The 16,983-nt window shown below is 64.5% G+C and carries 12 protein-coding genes; 3 read left to right on the forward strand and 9 right to left on the reverse strand.

From position 1 onward, the window contains the following. Positions 1 to 4 precede the first annotated feature (4 nt). Both QRX41_RS05765 and QRX41_RS05770 read right to left on the reverse strand, forming a co-directional pair. Positions 5 to 1,402 carry an MFS transporter gene (locus QRX41_RS05765; RefSeq protein WP_313839297.1) on the reverse strand — a complete coding sequence of 466 codons (1,398 nt, stop codon included), beginning with the start codon at positions 1,400 to 1,402 and terminating at the stop codon, positions 5 to 7. A gap of 185 nt (positions 1,403 to 1,587) precedes the next feature. Continuing rightward, on the reverse strand, positions 1,588 to 2,982 hold the full coding sequence (locus QRX41_RS05770) for a replication-associated recombination protein A (RefSeq protein ID WP_045924187.1): 1,395 nt from the start codon (positions 2,980 to 2,982) through the stop codon (positions 1,588 to 1,590). Between the two features lie 268 nt (positions 2,983 to 3,250). Here QRX41_RS05770 and QRX41_RS05775 point away from each other — a divergent pair, with 268 nt between their 5' ends. Together QRX41_RS05775 and QRX41_RS05780 are read left to right on the forward strand one after the other, a co-directional pair. Further along, entirely contained in the window at positions 3,251 to 4,765 is a 1,515-nt protein-coding gene (locus tag QRX41_RS05775) for an amino acid ABC transporter substrate-binding protein/permease (protein ID WP_313839300.1), read from the forward strand. Further along, positions 4,762 to 5,577, forward strand: coding sequence for an amino acid ABC transporter ATP-binding protein (locus QRX41_RS05780; RefSeq protein WP_101432222.1), 816 nt, complete (start codon positions 4,762 to 4,764; stop codon positions 5,575 to 5,577). The genes QRX41_RS05775 and QRX41_RS05780 overlap by 4 nt, the downstream gene beginning before the upstream one ends. 10 nt (positions 5,578 to 5,587) lie before the next feature. On the opposite strand, the gene QRX41_RS05785 is transcribed toward QRX41_RS05780, so the two are convergent. The 7 genes from QRX41_RS05785 to hisS all read right to left on the reverse strand — a co-directional run bounded on the left by QRX41_RS05785 (position 5,588) and on the right by hisS (position 15,251). After that, positions 5,588 to 8,191, reverse strand: coding sequence for a DEAD/DEAH box helicase (locus QRX41_RS05785; protein ID WP_313839302.1), 2,604 nt, complete (start codon positions 8,189 to 8,191; stop codon positions 5,588 to 5,590). Positions 8,192 to 8,274: 83 nt separating this feature from the next. After that, entirely contained in the window at positions 8,275 to 9,465 is a 1,191-nt protein-coding gene (locus tag QRX41_RS05790) for an amino acid ABC transporter permease (RefSeq protein WP_313839304.1), read from the reverse strand. Between the two features lie 6 nt (positions 9,466 to 9,471). Beyond that, complete coding sequence (locus QRX41_RS05795; protein ID WP_024627819.1) at positions 9,472 to 10,149, reverse strand: amino acid ABC transporter permease; 678 nt, start codon at positions 10,147 to 10,149, stop codon at positions 9,472 to 9,474. A gap of 1 nt (position 10,150) precedes the next feature. After that, the gene (locus tag QRX41_RS05800; RefSeq protein ID WP_313839358.1) at positions 10,151 to 10,981 is read right to left on the reverse strand and encodes a glutamate ABC transporter substrate-binding protein; all 831 of its coding nucleotides are present in this window, start codon (positions 10,979 to 10,981) and stop codon (positions 10,151 to 10,153) included. A 43-nt stretch (positions 10,982 to 11,024) separates the two neighbouring features. Beyond that, positions 11,025 to 11,840, reverse strand: coding sequence for an amino acid ABC transporter ATP-binding protein (locus QRX41_RS05805; RefSeq protein ID WP_301280166.1), 816 nt, complete (start codon positions 11,838 to 11,840; stop codon positions 11,025 to 11,027). 183 nt (positions 11,841 to 12,023) lie between these two features. Then, the gene (aspS, locus tag QRX41_RS05810) at positions 12,024 to 13,826 is read right to left on the reverse strand and encodes an aspartate--tRNA ligase (protein WP_313839360.1); all 1,803 of its coding nucleotides are present in this window, start codon (positions 13,824 to 13,826) and stop codon (positions 12,024 to 12,026) included. Positions 13,827 to 13,865: 39 nt separating this feature from the next. Next, on the reverse strand, positions 13,866 to 15,251 hold the full coding sequence (gene hisS, locus QRX41_RS05815) for a histidine--tRNA ligase (RefSeq protein ID WP_313839307.1): 1,386 nt from the start codon (positions 15,249 to 15,251) through the stop codon (positions 13,866 to 13,868). A gap of 84 nt (positions 15,252 to 15,335) precedes the next feature. On the opposite strand from hisS, the gene QRX41_RS05820 reads away from it, so the two are divergent. Then, complete coding sequence (locus QRX41_RS05820) at positions 15,336 to 16,847, forward strand: DUF349 domain-containing protein (RefSeq protein WP_313839308.1); 1,512 nt, start codon at positions 15,336 to 15,338, stop codon at positions 16,845 to 16,847. Positions 16,848 to 16,983: the final 136 nt, after the last annotated feature.

Genomic DNA, 16,983 nt, shown 5'->3' on the forward strand with positions numbered 1-16,983 from the left:
AGAATCAGCCCACCGAACGGCCCGAGGTCTCCCAGCCCATCAGGCCTACAACCAGCATGGAGGCCAGAGCAACCAGGCTGATGGTGACGAAGATCGAGGTGCTCCCCCATACGCTGAGCATGGCACCGATCAGCACGGGCATGAGCACATTGCAGAGCTTGGCAACGGCATTGGCAATGCCCACGCAACGGAAGCGGACCGTGGTCGGGAAGAGCTCGGGCGCATAGACGGCCACCACTGAAGACATGAGGACGTAGAGGCTGGCCATGAGCAGGATGCCCACCAGGATGGCCGTGACCTGGCTGGTCTGCGCGGCGTAGAGCATACCGAAAACCGCTGTCAGCAGAAAGGCGGTGACGATGATCCGCTTACGACCTATCCGGTCCAAAAGCAGGGATCCGATCAGGCAGCCCAGGGGGGCACCCAGCATCATCAGGGTGCTGATCCACAGGGATCCGCTCAGATTGATGCCCCGCTTGAGCAGGATGGTGGGCACCCAGGAGGTGAAGGCGTAGGAGCAGACATTGGTGGCCGAGACTGCCACAGTGGCCACAATCAGGCCGCGGACAATGCTGCCCGAAGCCTTGGCAGGTGCTTGAGTGCCTTCATCTTTCCCAACAAGGGCGGAGCCACTGGCAGAACCGGAGCCCGAATTACCCTGAGCGTTGTTGGCCTCCAGAAGCTCGACCACCTGGGTGGCCTCGTCTATCCGCCCGTGCTGGGCCAGCCATCGAGGGGACTCAGGGATGTCACGCCGCAGGTACCAGATCAACGCCGCTGCCAGACCAATGCCCACGAAGAGCGGCCGCCAGGACCAGCGCGGAATGATCCAGGCGCACAGGAGCATGGCCAGGGGCACTCCGGTGTTGGCCACCAGCGAGACGATGGCGCTCCAGCGGCCGCGATGCTTGATGGGAGCGAATTCGTTGACCATGGAGAATCCGGTGACGATTTCGGCGCCAAGACCCAGGCCGGCCCCCAGGCGGCAGACCGAGAGGACGGCCATGTTCGGGGCCAGAGCGCCCAGCAGGGTAAAGCCGCCGAAGAGCAGCAGGTTGATCTGATAGGAGGTCTTGCGCCCCCGCAGGTCTCCGATGAATCCGGCCAGCAGCGAGCCCACCAGGAGCCCCAGGAAACCAGCCGACAGGAAGAGGGAATTCTGGGCGACCGTGGACCACCCGGTGCTCAGTGCTGAACTGGCTACTGCGCTGCCCACATAGACATCGATGCTGTCCATGAGCATTCCCGCGGCCACCAGGGCCACGATCTTGTAAAAAGTAGCCGATTCACGAGCATTGTCTACTCGCCGGGTAATCTCGCGGACCGCCAGGTCGTCCTCGGCCACGCCGAGGCCCTTTGATTGTTCGGATATGTCTGCATTGTCAATGACCGCTGTCGACATCGTCACCCTCGCGCCCGTGCATGAGGCAGGCATGCCCCATGCGTCCATGCCAGACCTGCCGACGACGACAGGCTCCTTGTGGGAGCGTGGCGACCGTCAATATGGAAGGCCTGGACCCTGCGGCGTTTCGGTCATTGTGTGGCTGCTCAACGTCTATTGGGTGCCCAGTATAGGAGTCTGGACGGTCATTGCCCAGACCCGGCGTTTCCCCCCGGCCCGGCTGCCCTGTCCAGGATGGCCCTGATGGCCTCCAGTCGTGGACCCAGCTGACGCTCATAGCCCCGGTCATTGGGGTGGTAGTAGCGTCGCCCGACCAGTTCGTCGGGCATGTACTGCTGGGGCGCCACCGCATCCGGCGCATCGTGGGCATACTGGTAGCCCTCATGATTGCCCCAGGCCTTCATCAGCTTGGTGGGGGCATTGCGCAGGTGCAGGGGAACCTGGCCGATATGCCCGGCGTCCACATCCTCCAGGGCCTGGTTGATGGCCAGGTAGGAGGCGTTGGACTTGGGCGCAGTGGCCACGGCGATGACTGCCTCGGCCAGGATCAGCCGGGCCTCCGGCATGCCCACCATGGCCACGGCCTGGGCAGCCGCGACCGTGATCTCCAGCACCTCCGGAGAGGCCATGCCCACCTCCTCGGCGGAGGCGATCATGATCCGTCGAGCGATGAAACGCGGGTCCTCGCCTGCCCGGATCATCCGAGCCAGGTAGTGCAGGGCCGCATCCACGTCGGAACCCCGCATGGACTTGATGAAGGCCGAGGCCACGTCATAGTGGTCGTCGCCCTTTTTGTCATAGCGGACGGCGGCCACGTCCATGACCGAGGAGACCACCTTGGCATTGATCAGGGGCCGACGCGCCCCCTTGGCACGAGGCCCGCCCTCGGTGACGGCCCCGGCCGCAGCCTCCAGAATGGTCAGAGCACGACGGGCGTCGCCCCCGGAAAAGCGCACGATCTGGTCCAGAGCCTCTGCATCCAGCCGCACCTGGTCCTTGAGCCCCCGCTGGTCCTTGACGGCCCTGCGGACCAGCTTGGCCAGGTCCTGGTCGTCCAGGGCCTCCAGCTTGACCACCACCGAGCGGGAAAGCAGGGGCGCAATGACCGAAAAGCTGGGATTCTCCGTGGTGGCTGCGATAAAAGTCACATCCCGGTTCTCCACGCTGGGCAGCAGGGCATCCTGCTGGGACTTGGAAAAGCGGTGGACCTCATCGATGAAGAGGACCGTCTCCTGGCCCTGGCTGACCAGCCGCTCCCGAGCCTGGGCGAGAACCTGCCGCACCTCCTTGACCCCCGAGGTGACGGCCGAAAGCTCCTCGAAATGCCGCCCGGACTGTCGGGCGACGATGTAGGCCAGGGTGGTCTTGCCCACCCCGGGAGGACCGAAAAGAATGACCGAGCTGGGAGCCGTCAGGCGGTTGTTCGGATCCGACCGGGCCAGCCGCTCCAAAGGGGTTCCAGGAGCCGTGACCTTGTCCTGGCCGACCACCTCGTCCAGGCTTCTGGGCCGCATCCTGACCGCCAGAGGCAGGGTGTGCTCCTCGGGGGGATCCGCCGCCTGGAAGAGATCATCAACCATCTGCAATACCTCATTCCTCGGGGCCCTATGGCTCCCCGCCTTCACCAGCATAGGCCTGCGCCTGCCACAAACAGCAAGACGAACGCGCTAGACTGGAAACCTATATGACCGTATCGCCCAGCGCGTAGTTGGGTCCCGGAAACCCGGTGTGTGTACAGTTTACTGGTCATCCGCCTGAACATCTTCAGGTAGGCCCATGGGCGGCAGCAAGGCCTGCGCCCTGAAACAACCGGGACCGGCACAGTAGGAGCAATAAGGAGAATCGCCAGTGATCGCCAAGCATGTTCGCCAGGGATGGACATCCGGTCCAGGCAGGTGGGCCATGGGCCTGCTCGCCCTGGTCCTGGGGCTCTCAGCCCTGATTGTCGCCCCCCTGGCCACGCCGGCGCAGGCGGCCCAGGACTCACCCGCCGCGCAGGCGGTCCACGGACGCACCTTCCGCGTCGCCACCGACACCACCTTTGCCCCCTTCGAATTCCGCGACTCCTCCGGCAAGCTGGTCGGCATCGACATGGATCTGATCCGCAAGATCGCCGACATCGAGGGGTTCTCGGTGCAGATCCAGTCCCTGGGCTTCAACGCCGCCCTCCAGGCCTTGAACTCCCAGCAGGCCGATGTGGTCATAGCCGGCATGACCATCACCGACCAGCGCAAGCAGGTCTACGACTTCACCGACCCCTATTTCGACTCCGGCGTGCAGATGGCCATCGCCAAGGACAACGACCAGATCCACAGCTACAAGGATCTGCGAGGCAGCGTGGTGGCCGTCAAGACCGGCAGCGAGGGCGAGGCTTTCGCCAAGCAGCGGGCGGCCCAGTACGGTTTCACGGTCAAGGCGGTGGACCAGTCCTCCACCATGTACGAGATGGTCAAGTCCGGCAATGCCCAGGCGGTCATTGACGACTACCCGGTCCTGGCCTACGGCATAGCCCAGGGCAACGGGCTGAAGACCGTGACCAAGAAGGAGCCTGGTGCCTCCTACGGGGCGGCCGTCCGCAAGGGCGAGAACAGGGAGTTCGTGGCCGCTTTCAACGAGGGTCTGGCCAAGATGAAGGCCGACGGCAGCTATAAACAGCTGGTCGATTCCTATGTGGGCAGCGGCCAGTCCAGCAAGAGCGCCCCAGCCTCCAGGCCAGGATTCTTCGAGCTGGTCCGCCAGGCCTTCCCCTCCCTGATGCTTGGCCTGCGCAACACCCTGGCCATCACGGCCATATCCTTCGTCATCGCCCTGGCCATCGGCATCATCCTGGGACTGTGGCGGATCAGCCCCAACCGGATCCTGTCCTGGATCGCCCGGATCTACGTGGCGGTCTTCAGGGGCACACCAGTCCTGGTCTGGGCCTTCTTCTTCTACCTGGGCGTCCCCCAGCTGATCGGTCACCGCATCAGCATCTGGCTGGCAGGCGCACTGACCCTGTCCCTGAACTCCGGAGCCTACCTGGTGGAGATCGTGCGCGGGGCCATCGAGTCGGTGGATGTCGGGCAGATGGAGGGAGCCCGCAGCCTGGGCCTGACACGTCGCATGGCCCTGCGTCGGGTCATCCTGCCCCAGGCCGTCAGATTCGCCACGCCCTCCATCATCAACCAGCTGGTCATCATGCTCAAGGACTCCTCCCTGCTGCTGGCCATCGGCTTCGGCGAGCTGCTCTACCAGGCCCAGCAGATCTACGCGGCCAACTTCCGCGTGACCGAGACCCTGTTCATGGTGGGCGTCATCTACTTCGTCGCCATCAGCGCCCTGACCTGGATGGCCAATATGCTCGATAGGAGGCTGCATCGATGAACTTCGAGGACCCGGACATGGACACCGGACGACTGACCCGTCGCATCCGCCAGAACCAAAGTCGCCTCAACCAGGGAACTTCCCAGGCGGCCGTATCCATCCGCGACCTGCATAAGCGCTACGGCGACACCGAGGTCCTCAAGGGGATCGACATGGAGGTCAAGCCGGGCGAGGTCATCTCCATCATCGGCCCCTCGGGCGCGGGCAAGTCCACCCTGCTGCGCTGCATCAATGCCCTGGAGATGCCGACCTCGGGCACCATCAGCGTCTATGGAATCGACATTTCCGATCCCAAGACCAACATCGACAAGCTGCGCGAGCACGTGGGCATGGTCTTCCAGCACTTCAACCTCTTCCCCAACATGAGCGTGGCCGACAACATCACGCTGGCCCCCCACATGCTGCACAAGACGCCCAAGGAGGATGCCCGGCAGCAGGCCCTGGACCTGCTGGAGACCGTAGGGCTTCAGGAGAAGGCGGACGCGCGGCCCACGGATCTGTCAGGCGGGCAGCAGCAGCGTGTGGCCATCGCCCGCGCACTGGCCATGCACCCGGACATCATGCTCTTCGACGAGGCCACCTCGGCCCTGGATCCGGAGATGGTGGGCGACGTGCTTGAAGTCATCCGCTCCCTGGCAGAGGGCGGCATGACCATGATTCTGGTCACCCACGAGATGGCCTTCGCCCGGGAGGTCTCCTCCAGGGTGATCTTCACCGATGCCGGGATCATCGAGGAGGAGGGCACGCCTGAACAGATCTTCGGCCACCCGCAGAGCCCTCGGCTGCAGTCCTTCCTCTCCAAGGTCCTGTAGCGCCTCGGGGCTAGAGGTCCATCAGCTCCTCGATGGGACCCACGCGGTATTCCTTGAAGACGGCCTGGCCGCTCTCCTGGGTGGCGTCCAGGTCCACGATGCCTGCGATGCCCCAGTCGCGCTCCCCCTCGACGTCGTCGAAGATCTGTTGGACCCGCCAGGTGTGCCCCTGGTACTCGTCACGGTCATCCAGGCTGAAGAAGTCCGAGGATCTGGCCTGGGCATCGGTCAGAATCTGCTCATGGTCCTCGTAAAGGTCGTCCAGCGCGTCGCTCCAGGCCCGCAGGCCGTAGCCCCAGTCCGCATCCAGGTCGGCCAGGGCCTCCGGCCGGTCGGCGGCAACCAGCTCCACCCGCTGGAACATGGCGTTGCGCACCAGCAGGGTCAACCCACGCCGGTCAGCCACCACCTGGTTCTCCACCTTGGGCGGAGCGGCATCCAGGCCGCTTGCGACTTCGCCATGTTCAGCCCTGCCCGCGGCCTCCCACTCATCCACCAGGCTGGAATCCACCGAGCGCACGATCAGTCCCAGCCAGGCCAGGATGTCCTCCAGCCGCTCGTCCATGAACTCTTCGGGGACCGTCCTGCTGAGCGCCCGATAGGCATCGGACAGATAGCGCAGCAGGGTCCCCTCCGACCGGGATATTCCGTAGCGGGCGATGTAGCCGTTGAAGTCCGAGGCCGTCTCGATCATGTCCCGCAGAACGGACTTGGGGTGGATCTCATAGTCGTTGGCCCAGGGAACGTCCCGACGGTAGCGGTCGAAGGCCTCCCCCAGCAGCTCCTCCAGGGGCCTGGGCCAGGTCACCTCCTGCAGACGCTCCATCCGTTCCTCGTACTCCAGGCCATCCTCCTTCATCCGCTGGATGGCCGCGTCACGGGCCTGCCGCTGCTGGGCCTTGAGAATCTGCCGGGGATCCTCCAGGGTGGCCTCGACCATGGAGAGCAGATTCATGTCGTAGTCAGGGTCCTCGGGATCCAGCAGCTCCAGGGCGGCCAGCAGGAAGGGCGAGAGGGGCTGGTCCAGGGCGAAATCCTCGGGCAGGTCCACGGTCGTGAAGTAGTCCAGGCCGCCGTCGGGGTTTCGTTCGGTCTCGATGACCCCGGTGTCGGTCAGCGTCTGGAAGATCTCGTCGGCCCGGTCCTGCAGATGCTCCTTCTGCTGCGGGGTCTGACGGGAGTCCTCGATCAGATCCTCCACCCGCCTCCTGGCATCACCGCCCTGGTCGACCTCGTTGAGGACCATGGCGTGGGAGATCTTCAGGTGCGGCGTCAGGGTCTCGGGACGGGCTTCGATCAGCTTGTCGAAAGTCCCCTTGCCCCAGGTGACAAACCCCTCCTGGGGCTTCTTGCGTTTGATCCGCTTGAGCTTCTTGGGGTCGTTGCCAGCCTTGGCCACGGCCCTGGCGTTCTCAATCTCGTATTCGGGGGCCTCGGCCACGACCAGCCCGCTGGTATCGAAGCCCATGCGCCCGGCCCTGCCAGCAATCTGGTGGAATTCCCGAGCCCTCAGGCGACGCATCCTGTAGCCGTCGAACTTGGTCAGCCCGGTCAGCAGGACCGTGTGGATGGGCACATTGATGCCGACCCCCAGGGTGTCCGTGCCACAGATGACCGGCAGAAGGCCATCCTGGGCCAGCTGCTCCACCAGACGCCGATACCGGGGCAGCATGCCCGCATGGTGGACCCCGACCCCGGTGCGCAACAAGCGCTGCAGAATCCTACCGAAGGCCGTGGTGAAGCGGGTGCCGGCCATGGCCTCCTTGATCCGGTCCCGCTGGCCCCGGTCGGAGACCCCCGTGCTGGACAGGGCCTGGGCCGTCTCCAGGGCGGCATCCTGGGAGAAGTGAACAATGTAGACCGGCGAATCCCCATCGGCCAGCAAGGACTCCACTGTGCTAGGCAGAGGGGTGTCCACATAGCGGTAATCCAGAGGCACCGGTCGTGGGGCGTCGGCGACGATGTCCACACCCACCCCGGTTTTGCGCTCCAGGTCCACGGCGATCTGATCCACGTCGCCCAGGGTGGCCGACATGAGCAGGAACTGCACATCGGGCAGGGTCAGCAGGGGCACCTGCCAGGCCCAGCCTCGGTCCGGGTCCCCGTAATAGTGGAACTCATCCATGGCCACGCAGCCGATATCGGCATGTCTGCCTTCCCTCAAGGCCTGGTTGGCCAGGATCTCGGCAGTGCAGCAGATGACCGGGGCATCCGTGTTGATATGGGTGTCGCCGGTGATCATGCCAACACGGTCGCGGCCCAGAACCGAAACCAGGTCGAAGAACTTCTCGGAGACCAGGGCCTTGATGGGAGCCGTGTAATAGGAGCGCCGCCCTGTGCACAGGGCGATGAAATGCATGGCCAGGGCCACCATGGACTTTCCCGAGCCGGTCGGGGTCGACAGGATCACATGGTCGCCAGAAACCAGGGAGAGCACGGCCTCCTCCTGGTGCGGCCAGGGGGTGATGCCCCGGGAAGCCACCCAGGAGAAGAAGCGGTCGTAAATCTGATCCTCGGTCAGGTTGCGGGGGCCTCCCGCCTCGGGAACCAGGTCGCCCAGGGAGACGGGCCGGTCGGTCGAGGCGGTTGAGGAATCAGCATGTTCTTGGACCATGTCCACCAGTCTATCCGGCCAGGCACACAAGTCCGGCCGGAGACCGGCTCCGTCCAGGCAGCAAAGCGGCCGGGAGATCTTGGTCAGCTCCTGTGCTTGCTGTCTTTGTCGCCACCGTCTTTCTCGCCCTTTCCGGTCTTGCCTTCGGCGTGCTGATCGCCCCCGGAGCGGCCGCCACGGCCGGGCTTGAGGAAGTCCGGAATCTCCAGGCTCGCCTTGTGCGGATCGACCAGCGTGTCGGGCTGGGTACGGTCATAGCCCTGGATGTAGCGGGTCTTCCTCCAGTGCTGGATGGAGGCGTTCGATCCACGGTGATGTGCATGGTACTGCAGCGGCGCGCCGCCGTACCGGTCCTCGTCCACCTCCTTGGCCACGGCTATCTGGTTGACATTGGAGGGATCCATGATGGCCACAGGCGCGGCAGGCTCCACGAAGTCGGCTGGGGCGGCAGTGCGCTCCTGCATCTTCGTGGGCAGCCAGCGGGCGAAGTGGGACAGCAGGAAGCAGACGAAGAAGTAGACCACCGAGGCCACCACCAGGGTCTGCAGGATGTTGAAGTACATGGAACCCAGACGACGGGACTCCTGCAGCAGATCCGTGTACATGATGATGGAGCCCAGAGCCGTATCCTTGAGGACCACGACCAGCTGGGTCACGGCCGCCGGCAGCATGGCGTAGACGGCCTGCGGAACCTCGATCTGCATCAGCGACTGGGTCCTGGTCAGCCCCAGGGCCAGGGAGGCCTCGCGCTGACCGTTGGGCAGGTTGCCCACGCCCGAACGGATCAGCTCAGCCACCACGGAGCCGTTGTAGAGGATCAGACCCAACACGACGGCCCAGTAGGAGGCCTGGCTGATTCCGGCAAAGGCAAACCAGCGCCAGAAGAAGATCATCATCATCAACACCGGAACGGCCCGGCAGAACTCCACTATGATGCCTGAGACTGCCCTGACCAACCCGTTGGGCAGCAGACGGCCGATGCCGAAGATGAACCCGAAGATGACCGAGCCAATCACTGCAACGACCGAGGCCTTGATGGTCAGCCAGAGCCCGGGCAGGTAGAAGTCGGACCAGGCTTCGTAGTCCAGAGCCGGACGCCAGAGTTCCCAGCTCAGCTGGTTCTCACCCTCCGGAGGGTTGTGCAGCCTCATCAACACCAGGATGACCACTATGGCGAGGATGACGGCAGCTATCCAGTTGGCGATTCGTATGGTGCGCCGGCCCTTGGGACCGGGCTGATCGAAGAGCAGCGAGCTCTCATTGTCCTGTGCCATGGCCGCTCACCTCCTCACTGCCAGCTTGTTGGACAGGTACGTGGTCAGCGCCCCGATAGGCAGAACCAGGATCACGTATCCCAGGGCGAAGATCAGGAAGATGGCCACAATGGCGTTGGCGTGGAACTCGATCATCTCGCTCATCAGGGAGGAGCTCTCGGAGGCCACGGAAGCGGCTGCAGCCACGGTGGAGTTCTTCAGCAGGGCGATGAAGGTGTTGCCCAGGGGCGCCACCGACCCGCGGAAGGCCTGGGGCAGAATGATCTGCGAGGCCGACTGGAAGAAGCTCAGCCCCAGGGCACGGGCCGCCTCGGCCTGACCCAGGGGCACCGTGTTGATGCCCGAGCGCAGGGACTCGCAGACGAAGGCCGCCGTATACAGGGACAGGCCCGTCACCGCCAGCCAGAAGAAGTTGACGGAGAATTCCGGCGAGAAGCTGATCTTGAGCTGGGCGAAGGCACCCAGGACCATGAAGACCATGATGATGGTCAGTGGCATGTTCTGGAAGAACTCCACATACCCTCGGCCGACGGCGCGCAGGGAGGAGATGGGCGAGATGCGCATGATCACCAGGATGATGCCCAGAATCAGCGAAAAGAGGGCCGACCAGAGGGTCAGCTGGATGTTGACCCAGAAGGCCGCCGGGATGTCGTAGTCGGAAAACAGTTCGATGATGGTTGACATCTCACTCCCCTTCCGTGGGCTTGGGCGGATTGAACCGCGGGTCGGGTTTGTAGTGGGTGCCCCGGGTGTTGTTCTCCAGCGCCCGCTGCCAGGAGCCGTTGGCCTCCATGTCGGCCAGGGCCGCATTGATCTTGTGGGCCAGCTTGGTATTGCCCTTCTTGATGCCCACGCCGTAGTACTCCTGGGTGAAGGGCTTGCCCACCAGCCGCAGTCTTCCCCGGGAGGCGGAGGCCAGGCCGGCCAGGATGATGTCGTCGGTGGTGACCGCATCGACGATGCCGGAGAACAGGGCGGTGGCGCATTCGGCGTAGCCGGGCTGCTCCATCAGCTGGACCTCCTTGGCAAACTTTTTCTTGACGGTGACGGCCGAGGTGGATCCGGTCACTGAGCACAGACGCTTGCCGTTGAGGTCCTCGGGGCCGCGGATATGGTGGTCCTCCTTGCGCACCAGCAGGTCTTGGCCGGCCACGATGTATGGTCCGGCGAAGGAGACGGCCCGCTTGCGCTCATCCGTTATGGAGTATGAGGCCAGGATCATGTCCACGTCGCCGTTCTGAAGCATGGCCTCCCGCTGCTTGGAGGGGGCCTCCTTCCAGACGATGTCGTCGGCGCTGTAGCCCAGCTTGTCGGCGATATAGGTGGCCACGTCCACGTCGAAGCCCACATAGGTCCCGGCCTTCTTGAAGCCCAGACCGGGCTGGTCGAACTTGATGCCCACCCGGATCTTGCCTACCTCCTTGTCGGAGCCGCAGGCCGCCAGGGAGACCAGGCAACCCAGAGCGCACAGGATCGCGGTCAGATTCCTGGCCAGCCGTTTCAGCGGCCGGCCCATGCCATGCATGCTTGCATTCATGCGGATATGCTTCCCTCCTGCTTCAGTGGGTCAGAATCTTGGACAGGAAGTCGGCGGCCCGCTGGGTCTTGGGGTGGTCGAAGAAGTCGTCGGGGTCATCCTTTTCCAGGATCCGCCCATCGGCCATGAAGACGATATGGTCGGCCGCCTGACGGGCAAAGCCCATCTCATGGGTCACGCAGATCATGGTCATGCCCTCCTGGGCCAGCTGGATCATGACATCCAGCACCTCGTTGACCATCTCCGGGTCCAGGGCTGATGTGGGCTCGTCGAAGAGCATGATCTTGGGCTGCATGGCCAGGGCGCGGGCGATGGCCACACGCTGCTGCTGCCCGCCGGAGAGCTGGGAGGGCATCTTGGAGGCTTGGGATTCCACGCCCACCCGGGCCAAGAGGTCCATGGCCAGGTCCTCCGCATCCTTTTTGGGCATGTGGCGCACCTTGATGGGCGCCAGGGTCATGTTCTCCAGGATGGTCTTGTTGGCGAACAGGTTGAAGGACTGGAAGACCATGCCCACCTCGGCCCTGAGCCGAGCCAGGTCGCGTCCCTCCTGGGGCAGGGGCTCCCCCTCGATCCTGATGACGCCGGAGTCGATGGACTCCAGACGGTTGATGGTCCGGCACATGGTGGACTTGCCGGAGCCTGAGGGCCCGACCACCACCAGCACCTCGCCGGTGTCGACCTGCAGGTTGATGTCCTTGAGGACGTGCAGGCTGCCAAAATGCTTCTCGACGTGGGCCAGCTCGACCAGCGGCCCGGACTTGTCCTTGACGGGGCGATCCGAGGCCGGTTTCTCCGGCAGAATCCGCTCCGACGGCTGTTTGGTTGTTTCGCTCATATTGGGCAGTTTACTCATCCTTTGTTGCAGAACGGCCATAGAAACGGTTCTCCGGTAAAGCAGCGGCAAGGGCAAACCCCGGCCGACTGGTCCGCAGCACATGACCGGGCATACACAAGAAGGGCCGGAACCCCGCAGGATTCCAGCCCTTTACGACTCTCGTCGATCAGCGGCGGGATGCGCTCAGTCGGCATCCTCCTGATCCGGCTCCCAGTCCACGCCGGTCTCGGCGCGTTGCTGGTCGGAGATGGGCGCCGGAGCCCCGGTCATGGGATCCTGGCCGCCGCCGGACTTGGGGAAGGCGATGACATCGCGGATGGAGTCGGCTCCCGTCAGGATCTGTGCGGTCCGGTCCCAGCCGAAGGCGATGCCCGCGTGGGGCGGAGCGCCGTACTTGAAGGCATCCAGCAGGAAGCCGAACTTCTCCTGGGCCTCCTCGGGGCCGATGCCCAGCACCTTGAAGATCCGGTCCTGGATGTCGTCGCGGTGGATACGCACCGAGCCGCCGCCCATCTCCTCGCCGTTGCAGACGATGTCGTAGGAGTCGCTCATGGCATGCTCGGGATCCTTGTCGAAACGGTCGATCCAGTCGGCCGAGGGCATGGTGAAGGGGTGATGCATGGAGGTCCACTTGGAATGGCCCACGGCCACATCGTCGTCATCCGGGTCGTCGGTGGGCTTGAAGAGCGGGAAGTCCACCACCCAGGTCAGGGCGAATTCGTCAGGCTTGAGCAGCCCCTGGCGGCGCGCGATCTCCACGCGGGCCGCACCCAGCAGGGTCTGCGAAGCCTCACGGGGACCGGCTGCGAAGAAGACGGCATCGCCATCCGAGGCACCCACGGCCTCCTTGAGGCCTTGGCGCTCGGCATCAGACAGGTTCTTGGCCACAGGGCCCTTGAGGGTGCCGTCGCCGGTGAACTGGACGTAGGCCAGACCCTTGGCACCCCGCTGGCGGGCCCATTCCTGCCAGGCATCGAACTGCCTGCGGGGCAGGTTGGCCGCACCTTGGTAGACCACGGCGCCCACGTAGGGAGCCTGGAAGACGCGGAAGGGGGTGTCCTTGAAGTAGTCGGTCAGCTCGACGATGGGGTTGCCGAAGCGCAGGTCTGGCTTGTCGGAGCCATACTTGTCCATGGCCTCCTGCCAGCTGATCCTGGGGATGGGCAGGGTGACCTCGAATCCTGCAGCCTTCCAGACCTCGGCGATGACCTGTTCGGCCATGGCCATGACGTCCTCCTGGGAGGCGAAGCTCATCTCGATGTCCAGCTGGGTGAACTCGGGCTGCCTGTCGGCACGGAAGTCCTCGTCGCGGTAGCAGCGGGCGATCTGGTAGTAGCGCTCGAAGCCGCCCACCATCAGCAGCTGCTTGAGCAGCTGGGGGGACTGCGGCAGGGCATACCAGGATCCGGGCACCAGCCGGGCCGGCACCAGGAAGTCACGGGCACCCTCAGGGGTGGACTTGATCAGGGTCGGTGTCTCGATCTCGCAGAAGTCCATCCTGTCCAGGGCGGCACGGGCGGCACGGTTCATGGCGGCCCTCAGGCGGATGTTGCGCTGCATGGAGGGGCGGCGCAGGTCCAGATAACGGTAGCGCAGCCGCACATCCTCGCCGGGCAGCTTGTTCTCGGCCTCGTTCTCCAGGGCGGTGGACACCTGGAAGGGCAGGGCGGCTGACTTGGCCAAAACCTCGATCTTGTCGGCCACGATCTCGATGTGCCCGGTGGACAGATGCTCGTTGTCATTGCCCTCGGGGCGTTCGCGGACCTTGCCGGTGACCTGGATCACGTACTCGCTGCGCAGGGGGCGGGCCTCTTCCTCGTCGTAGATGACGATCTGCACCAGACCGGAACGGTCACGCAGGTCGATGAAGGCCACGCCTCCGTGATCCCGGCGGCGATCCACCCACCCGGCCACCGTCACCTGGCGACCGACCATATCCTGCGTGACATCCGTGGCGTAGCTCGTTCTGTAAGCCGACTGGCCCATGCTTTCCTGTACCTCCATAATGCTCAGCCTGCCCCTGCGTCAGGCCTGGTATTCCACACTCTGCCGGGCATACAGGCTATCCGGCGTCCACGACACCAGGTCGGCCGGAACCTGTTCGCCGGTAATGATGTTCTTGACCTGGTCGCCCTCCTGCTGGCCCTCCTTGGCCGGGAACCAGACATAGGGGATGCCCAGGTGGTCGGCATAGCGGATCTGCTTGCCGATCTTGGCTGCGGTGGGAGCCACATCGGCAGCGATCCCCCTGGCCCTCAGGTCCTGGGCGATGTGGTTGCTGGCGGTGCGATCCTCCTCATCCCAGACGGCGACCATGACCGCCGCTGGGGAGACCCGGGAGGCCTGGGCCCCCTGGGCCAGCAGGTAGGAGAGCAGGCGCGAAAGTCCGATGGACAGCCCCACACCCGGATAGGTGCGGTTGCCCTGGCTGGCCAGGTTGTCGTAACGGCCGCCTGAGCAGATGGACCCCAGGGACTGCGCCCCCTCCAGGAAGGTCTCGTAGACCGAGCCGGTGTAGTAGTCCAACCCGCGGGCGATCTTCAGGTCGGCGATGACCGAGCCCGGCCGGATGCGCGCGGCCTCGTCGATGATCATGGCCAGCGTCTCCAAACCCTCAATGGCCAGAGCGTACGCAGGAGACTCCTTGTCGATGCCAACCTTGTCGACCAGGGCGTCGAAGCGCTGGCGCAGCTGCTCGCCATCGTCGGCGGTCAGCTCGGCCAGATCCAGGCAGGCCCTGGCCTGGTCCTGGTTGGCGCCGCACTCACTGACCAGCAGACTGGCCACCTCGTCAGGGCCGATCTTGTCCAGCTTGTCGATCTCGCGCAGAACGCCTTCGATGTCCTCCAGGCCCAGACCCCGGTAGAACCCCTCGGAGAGCTTGCGGTTGTTGGCGTGCACGGTGGGCTTGGGCAGGCCGAAGGCCCGCAGCTCCTCCAGGGCGCTCAGCATGACCAGGGGCACCTCGACCTCGTAGTGGTCGGGCAGCTCCCCGTTGCCGATCACATCAATATCAGCCTGGACGAACTCCCTGAACCGTCCCTCCTGGGGGCGCTCCCCTCGCCAGACCTTCTGAATCTGCCAGCGCTTGAAGGGGAAGGTCAAGTCGTTGCTGTGCTCCACCACGTAGCGGCTGAGCGGCACAGTCAGGTCGAAATGCAGGCCCAGCCGGCGCTCCACCGGCACATCCTTTTCCTGGCCCAGATCCTGCAGCCGGGAGAGCAGGTAGATCTCCTTGCTGGTCTCCCCCTTCTTGAGCAGGCTGGAGCCCTCTTCGACGGCCCTGGTCTCAATGCCGATGTAGCCGTTCAATTCGAAGACCTTGCGGAGCGTGTCGATGATGCGCTGCTCCACCACTCGTTGTGAAGGAAGCCATTCAGGGAAACCGGATAGAGATGTGCCTTTTGCCATAAGAACCTATACTATAGGAGGTCAAGGAAAATGGTATTGCCATATTTTGCGATCTCTCCAACACACAAGCCTAAGGAGCTGGCCATGGCCGACAACACCGCCATCACACCCGAGAACACCTCGACACCGCAGGAGGACCACACCGTGGATGCGGCTGGCCAGGTCGCCGCTGCGCCGGCACCAGAGGCCGCACAGGGACAGGCAGCCGCCGAGCAAACTGCTCCCGCAGAGGATGCTCCGACCCAGAGCGCACCGGCACCGGCTGTGCCCAAGCCCAAGGCAGTCCCCTCCCCTGCGGCTCTGGCCCACAAGGCCCCTCACGTCAAGGCCGCTCCGGCCGCCCCCACCTACAGCCAGGAGGAGATCGACAAGGCCGAAGCCTTCGGACGGGTGGACGAGCAGGGCAACGTCTTCGTCCGCGAGGGCGACCAGGAGCGCCAGGTGGGTCAGTTCCCCAACGCTGAGGCCAAGGAGGCCCTGAACCTCTATGCCCGCCGATACCTGGACCTCAAGGAAAAGCTGAACCTCTTCGCCTCCAGGCTGCGCAGCCCCAAGATCAAGGCCCACGAAATCGACGAGTCCCTCACCTCGCTCAAAGAGGAGACCAAGCAGCCCGAGGCCGTCGGCGACCTCGCCGCCCTGCGCACACAGCTGGATCAGCTGGCTGAACAGGGGCAGGCGCGCAAGGCCGAGCTGGCGCAGGCCCGCAAGGATGCCATGGCCAAGGCCATCAAGGAGCGGACTGCCATCGTGGAGAAGGCCGAAGATCTGGCCGCCTCCCTGGGCGACTCCACCAACTGGCGGTCCACAGCGGACAAGTTCCGTTCCCTCTTCGAGCAGTGGCAGCAGCACCAGCGCACCACCATCCGCATCGACAAGGCCGACGCGGACGCGCTCTGGAAGCGCTTCTCATCTGCCCGCACCACCTTCAACCAGGCCCGCCGCAAGTGGGCCCAGCAGCGTGATGCCCAGCGGTCCGAGACCAAGCGGATCAAGGAGGAGATCATCGCCGAGGCCGACCAGATCAAGGACTCCACCGACTGGGGGCCCACCTCCCACCAGTTCAACGAGCTCATGGACCGTTGGAAGCAGGCCGGACGGGCAGGACGTCAGGATGACGATGCCCTCTGGGCCCGCTTCCGCCAGGCCGCGGATGTCTTCTTCAACGCCCGCCAGGCAGACCGGGATAAGACCTCGGTCAACGAGCGCGAGAACCTAACCAAGAAAGAAGCCCTGGTGGCCAAGGCCGAGGCCCTGCTGCCCGTCAAGGATGCCAAGGCCGCCAAGCAGGCGCGGCAGGAGCTGGCCAAGATTCAGGAGGAATGGGACGGCATCGGCTTTGTCCCCCGTGACGACGTGCGCCGGATCGAGGGCAGGATGGATGCTGTGGACCGGCAGATCAAGGCCGTGGAGGATGCGGCCTGGAACCAGTCGGATCCCGAGGCCGATGCCCGCGTCTCCAGCTTCGAGCAGCAGCTGGCCGCCCAGCTTGAGGACCTGGACCGTCGGATCGCCGCCGAGCAGGATCCGGCCAAGAAGCAGGAGCTTGAGGCCGAGAAGGCCACCAAGGAGCAGTGGATGAACGCTGTGCGCTGATCGCATCTGTTCCACTAGGACCCCCGACCTGGTCATCGACCACCGGGGGTCCTTTCGTATCCATCCATGAGGCCTTGTCCCAGCAGGACTTCCAGACAGACAGCCACCGACTGGAACAGCATGCAGAGATCACAAG

This window comes from Bifidobacterium kimbladii, from assembly GCF_032193675.1.
Taxonomy (GTDB): Bacteria; Actinomycetota; Actinomycetes; order Actinomycetales; family Bifidobacteriaceae; genus Bombiscardovia; species Bombiscardovia kimbladii.

Coding starts and splice junctions, on each gene's coding strand:
- QRX41_RS05765 (WP_313839297.1), bottom strand. CDS start 1,402: ATGTCGACAGCGGTCATTGACAATGCAGACATATCCGAACAATCAAAG.
- QRX41_RS05770 (WP_045924187.1), bottom strand. CDS start 2,982: ATGGTTGATGATCTCTTCCAGGCGGCGGATCCCCCCGAGGAGCACACC.
- QRX41_RS05780 (WP_101432222.1), top strand. CDS start 4,762: ATGAACTTCGAGGACCCGGACATGGACACCGGACGACTGACCCGTCGC.
- QRX41_RS05785 (WP_313839302.1), bottom strand. CDS start 8,191: ATGGTCCAAGAACATGCTGATTCCTCAACCGCCTCGACCGACCGGCCC.
- QRX41_RS05790 (WP_313839304.1), bottom strand. CDS start 9,465: ATGGCACAGGACAATGAGAGCTCGCTGCTCTTCGATCAGCCCGGTCCC.
- QRX41_RS05795 (WP_024627819.1), bottom strand. CDS start 10,149: ATGTCAACCATCATCGAACTGTTTTCCGACTACGACATCCCGGCGGCC.
- QRX41_RS05800 (WP_313839358.1), bottom strand. CDS start 10,981: ATGGGCCGGCCGCTGAAACGGCTGGCCAGGAATCTGACCGCGATCCTG.
- QRX41_RS05805 (WP_301280166.1), bottom strand. CDS start 11,840: ATGAGCGAAACAACCAAACAGCCGTCGGAGCGGATTCTGCCGGAGAAA.
- aspS (WP_313839360.1), bottom strand. CDS start 13,826: ATGGGCCAGTCGGCTTACAGAACGAGCTACGCCACGGATGTCACGCAG.
- hisS (WP_313839307.1), bottom strand. CDS start 15,251: ATGGCAAAAGGCACATCTCTATCCGGTTTCCCTGAATGGCTTCCTTCA.
- QRX41_RS05820 (WP_313839308.1), top strand. CDS start 15,336: ATGGCCGACAACACCGCCATCACACCCGAGAACACCTCGACACCGCAG.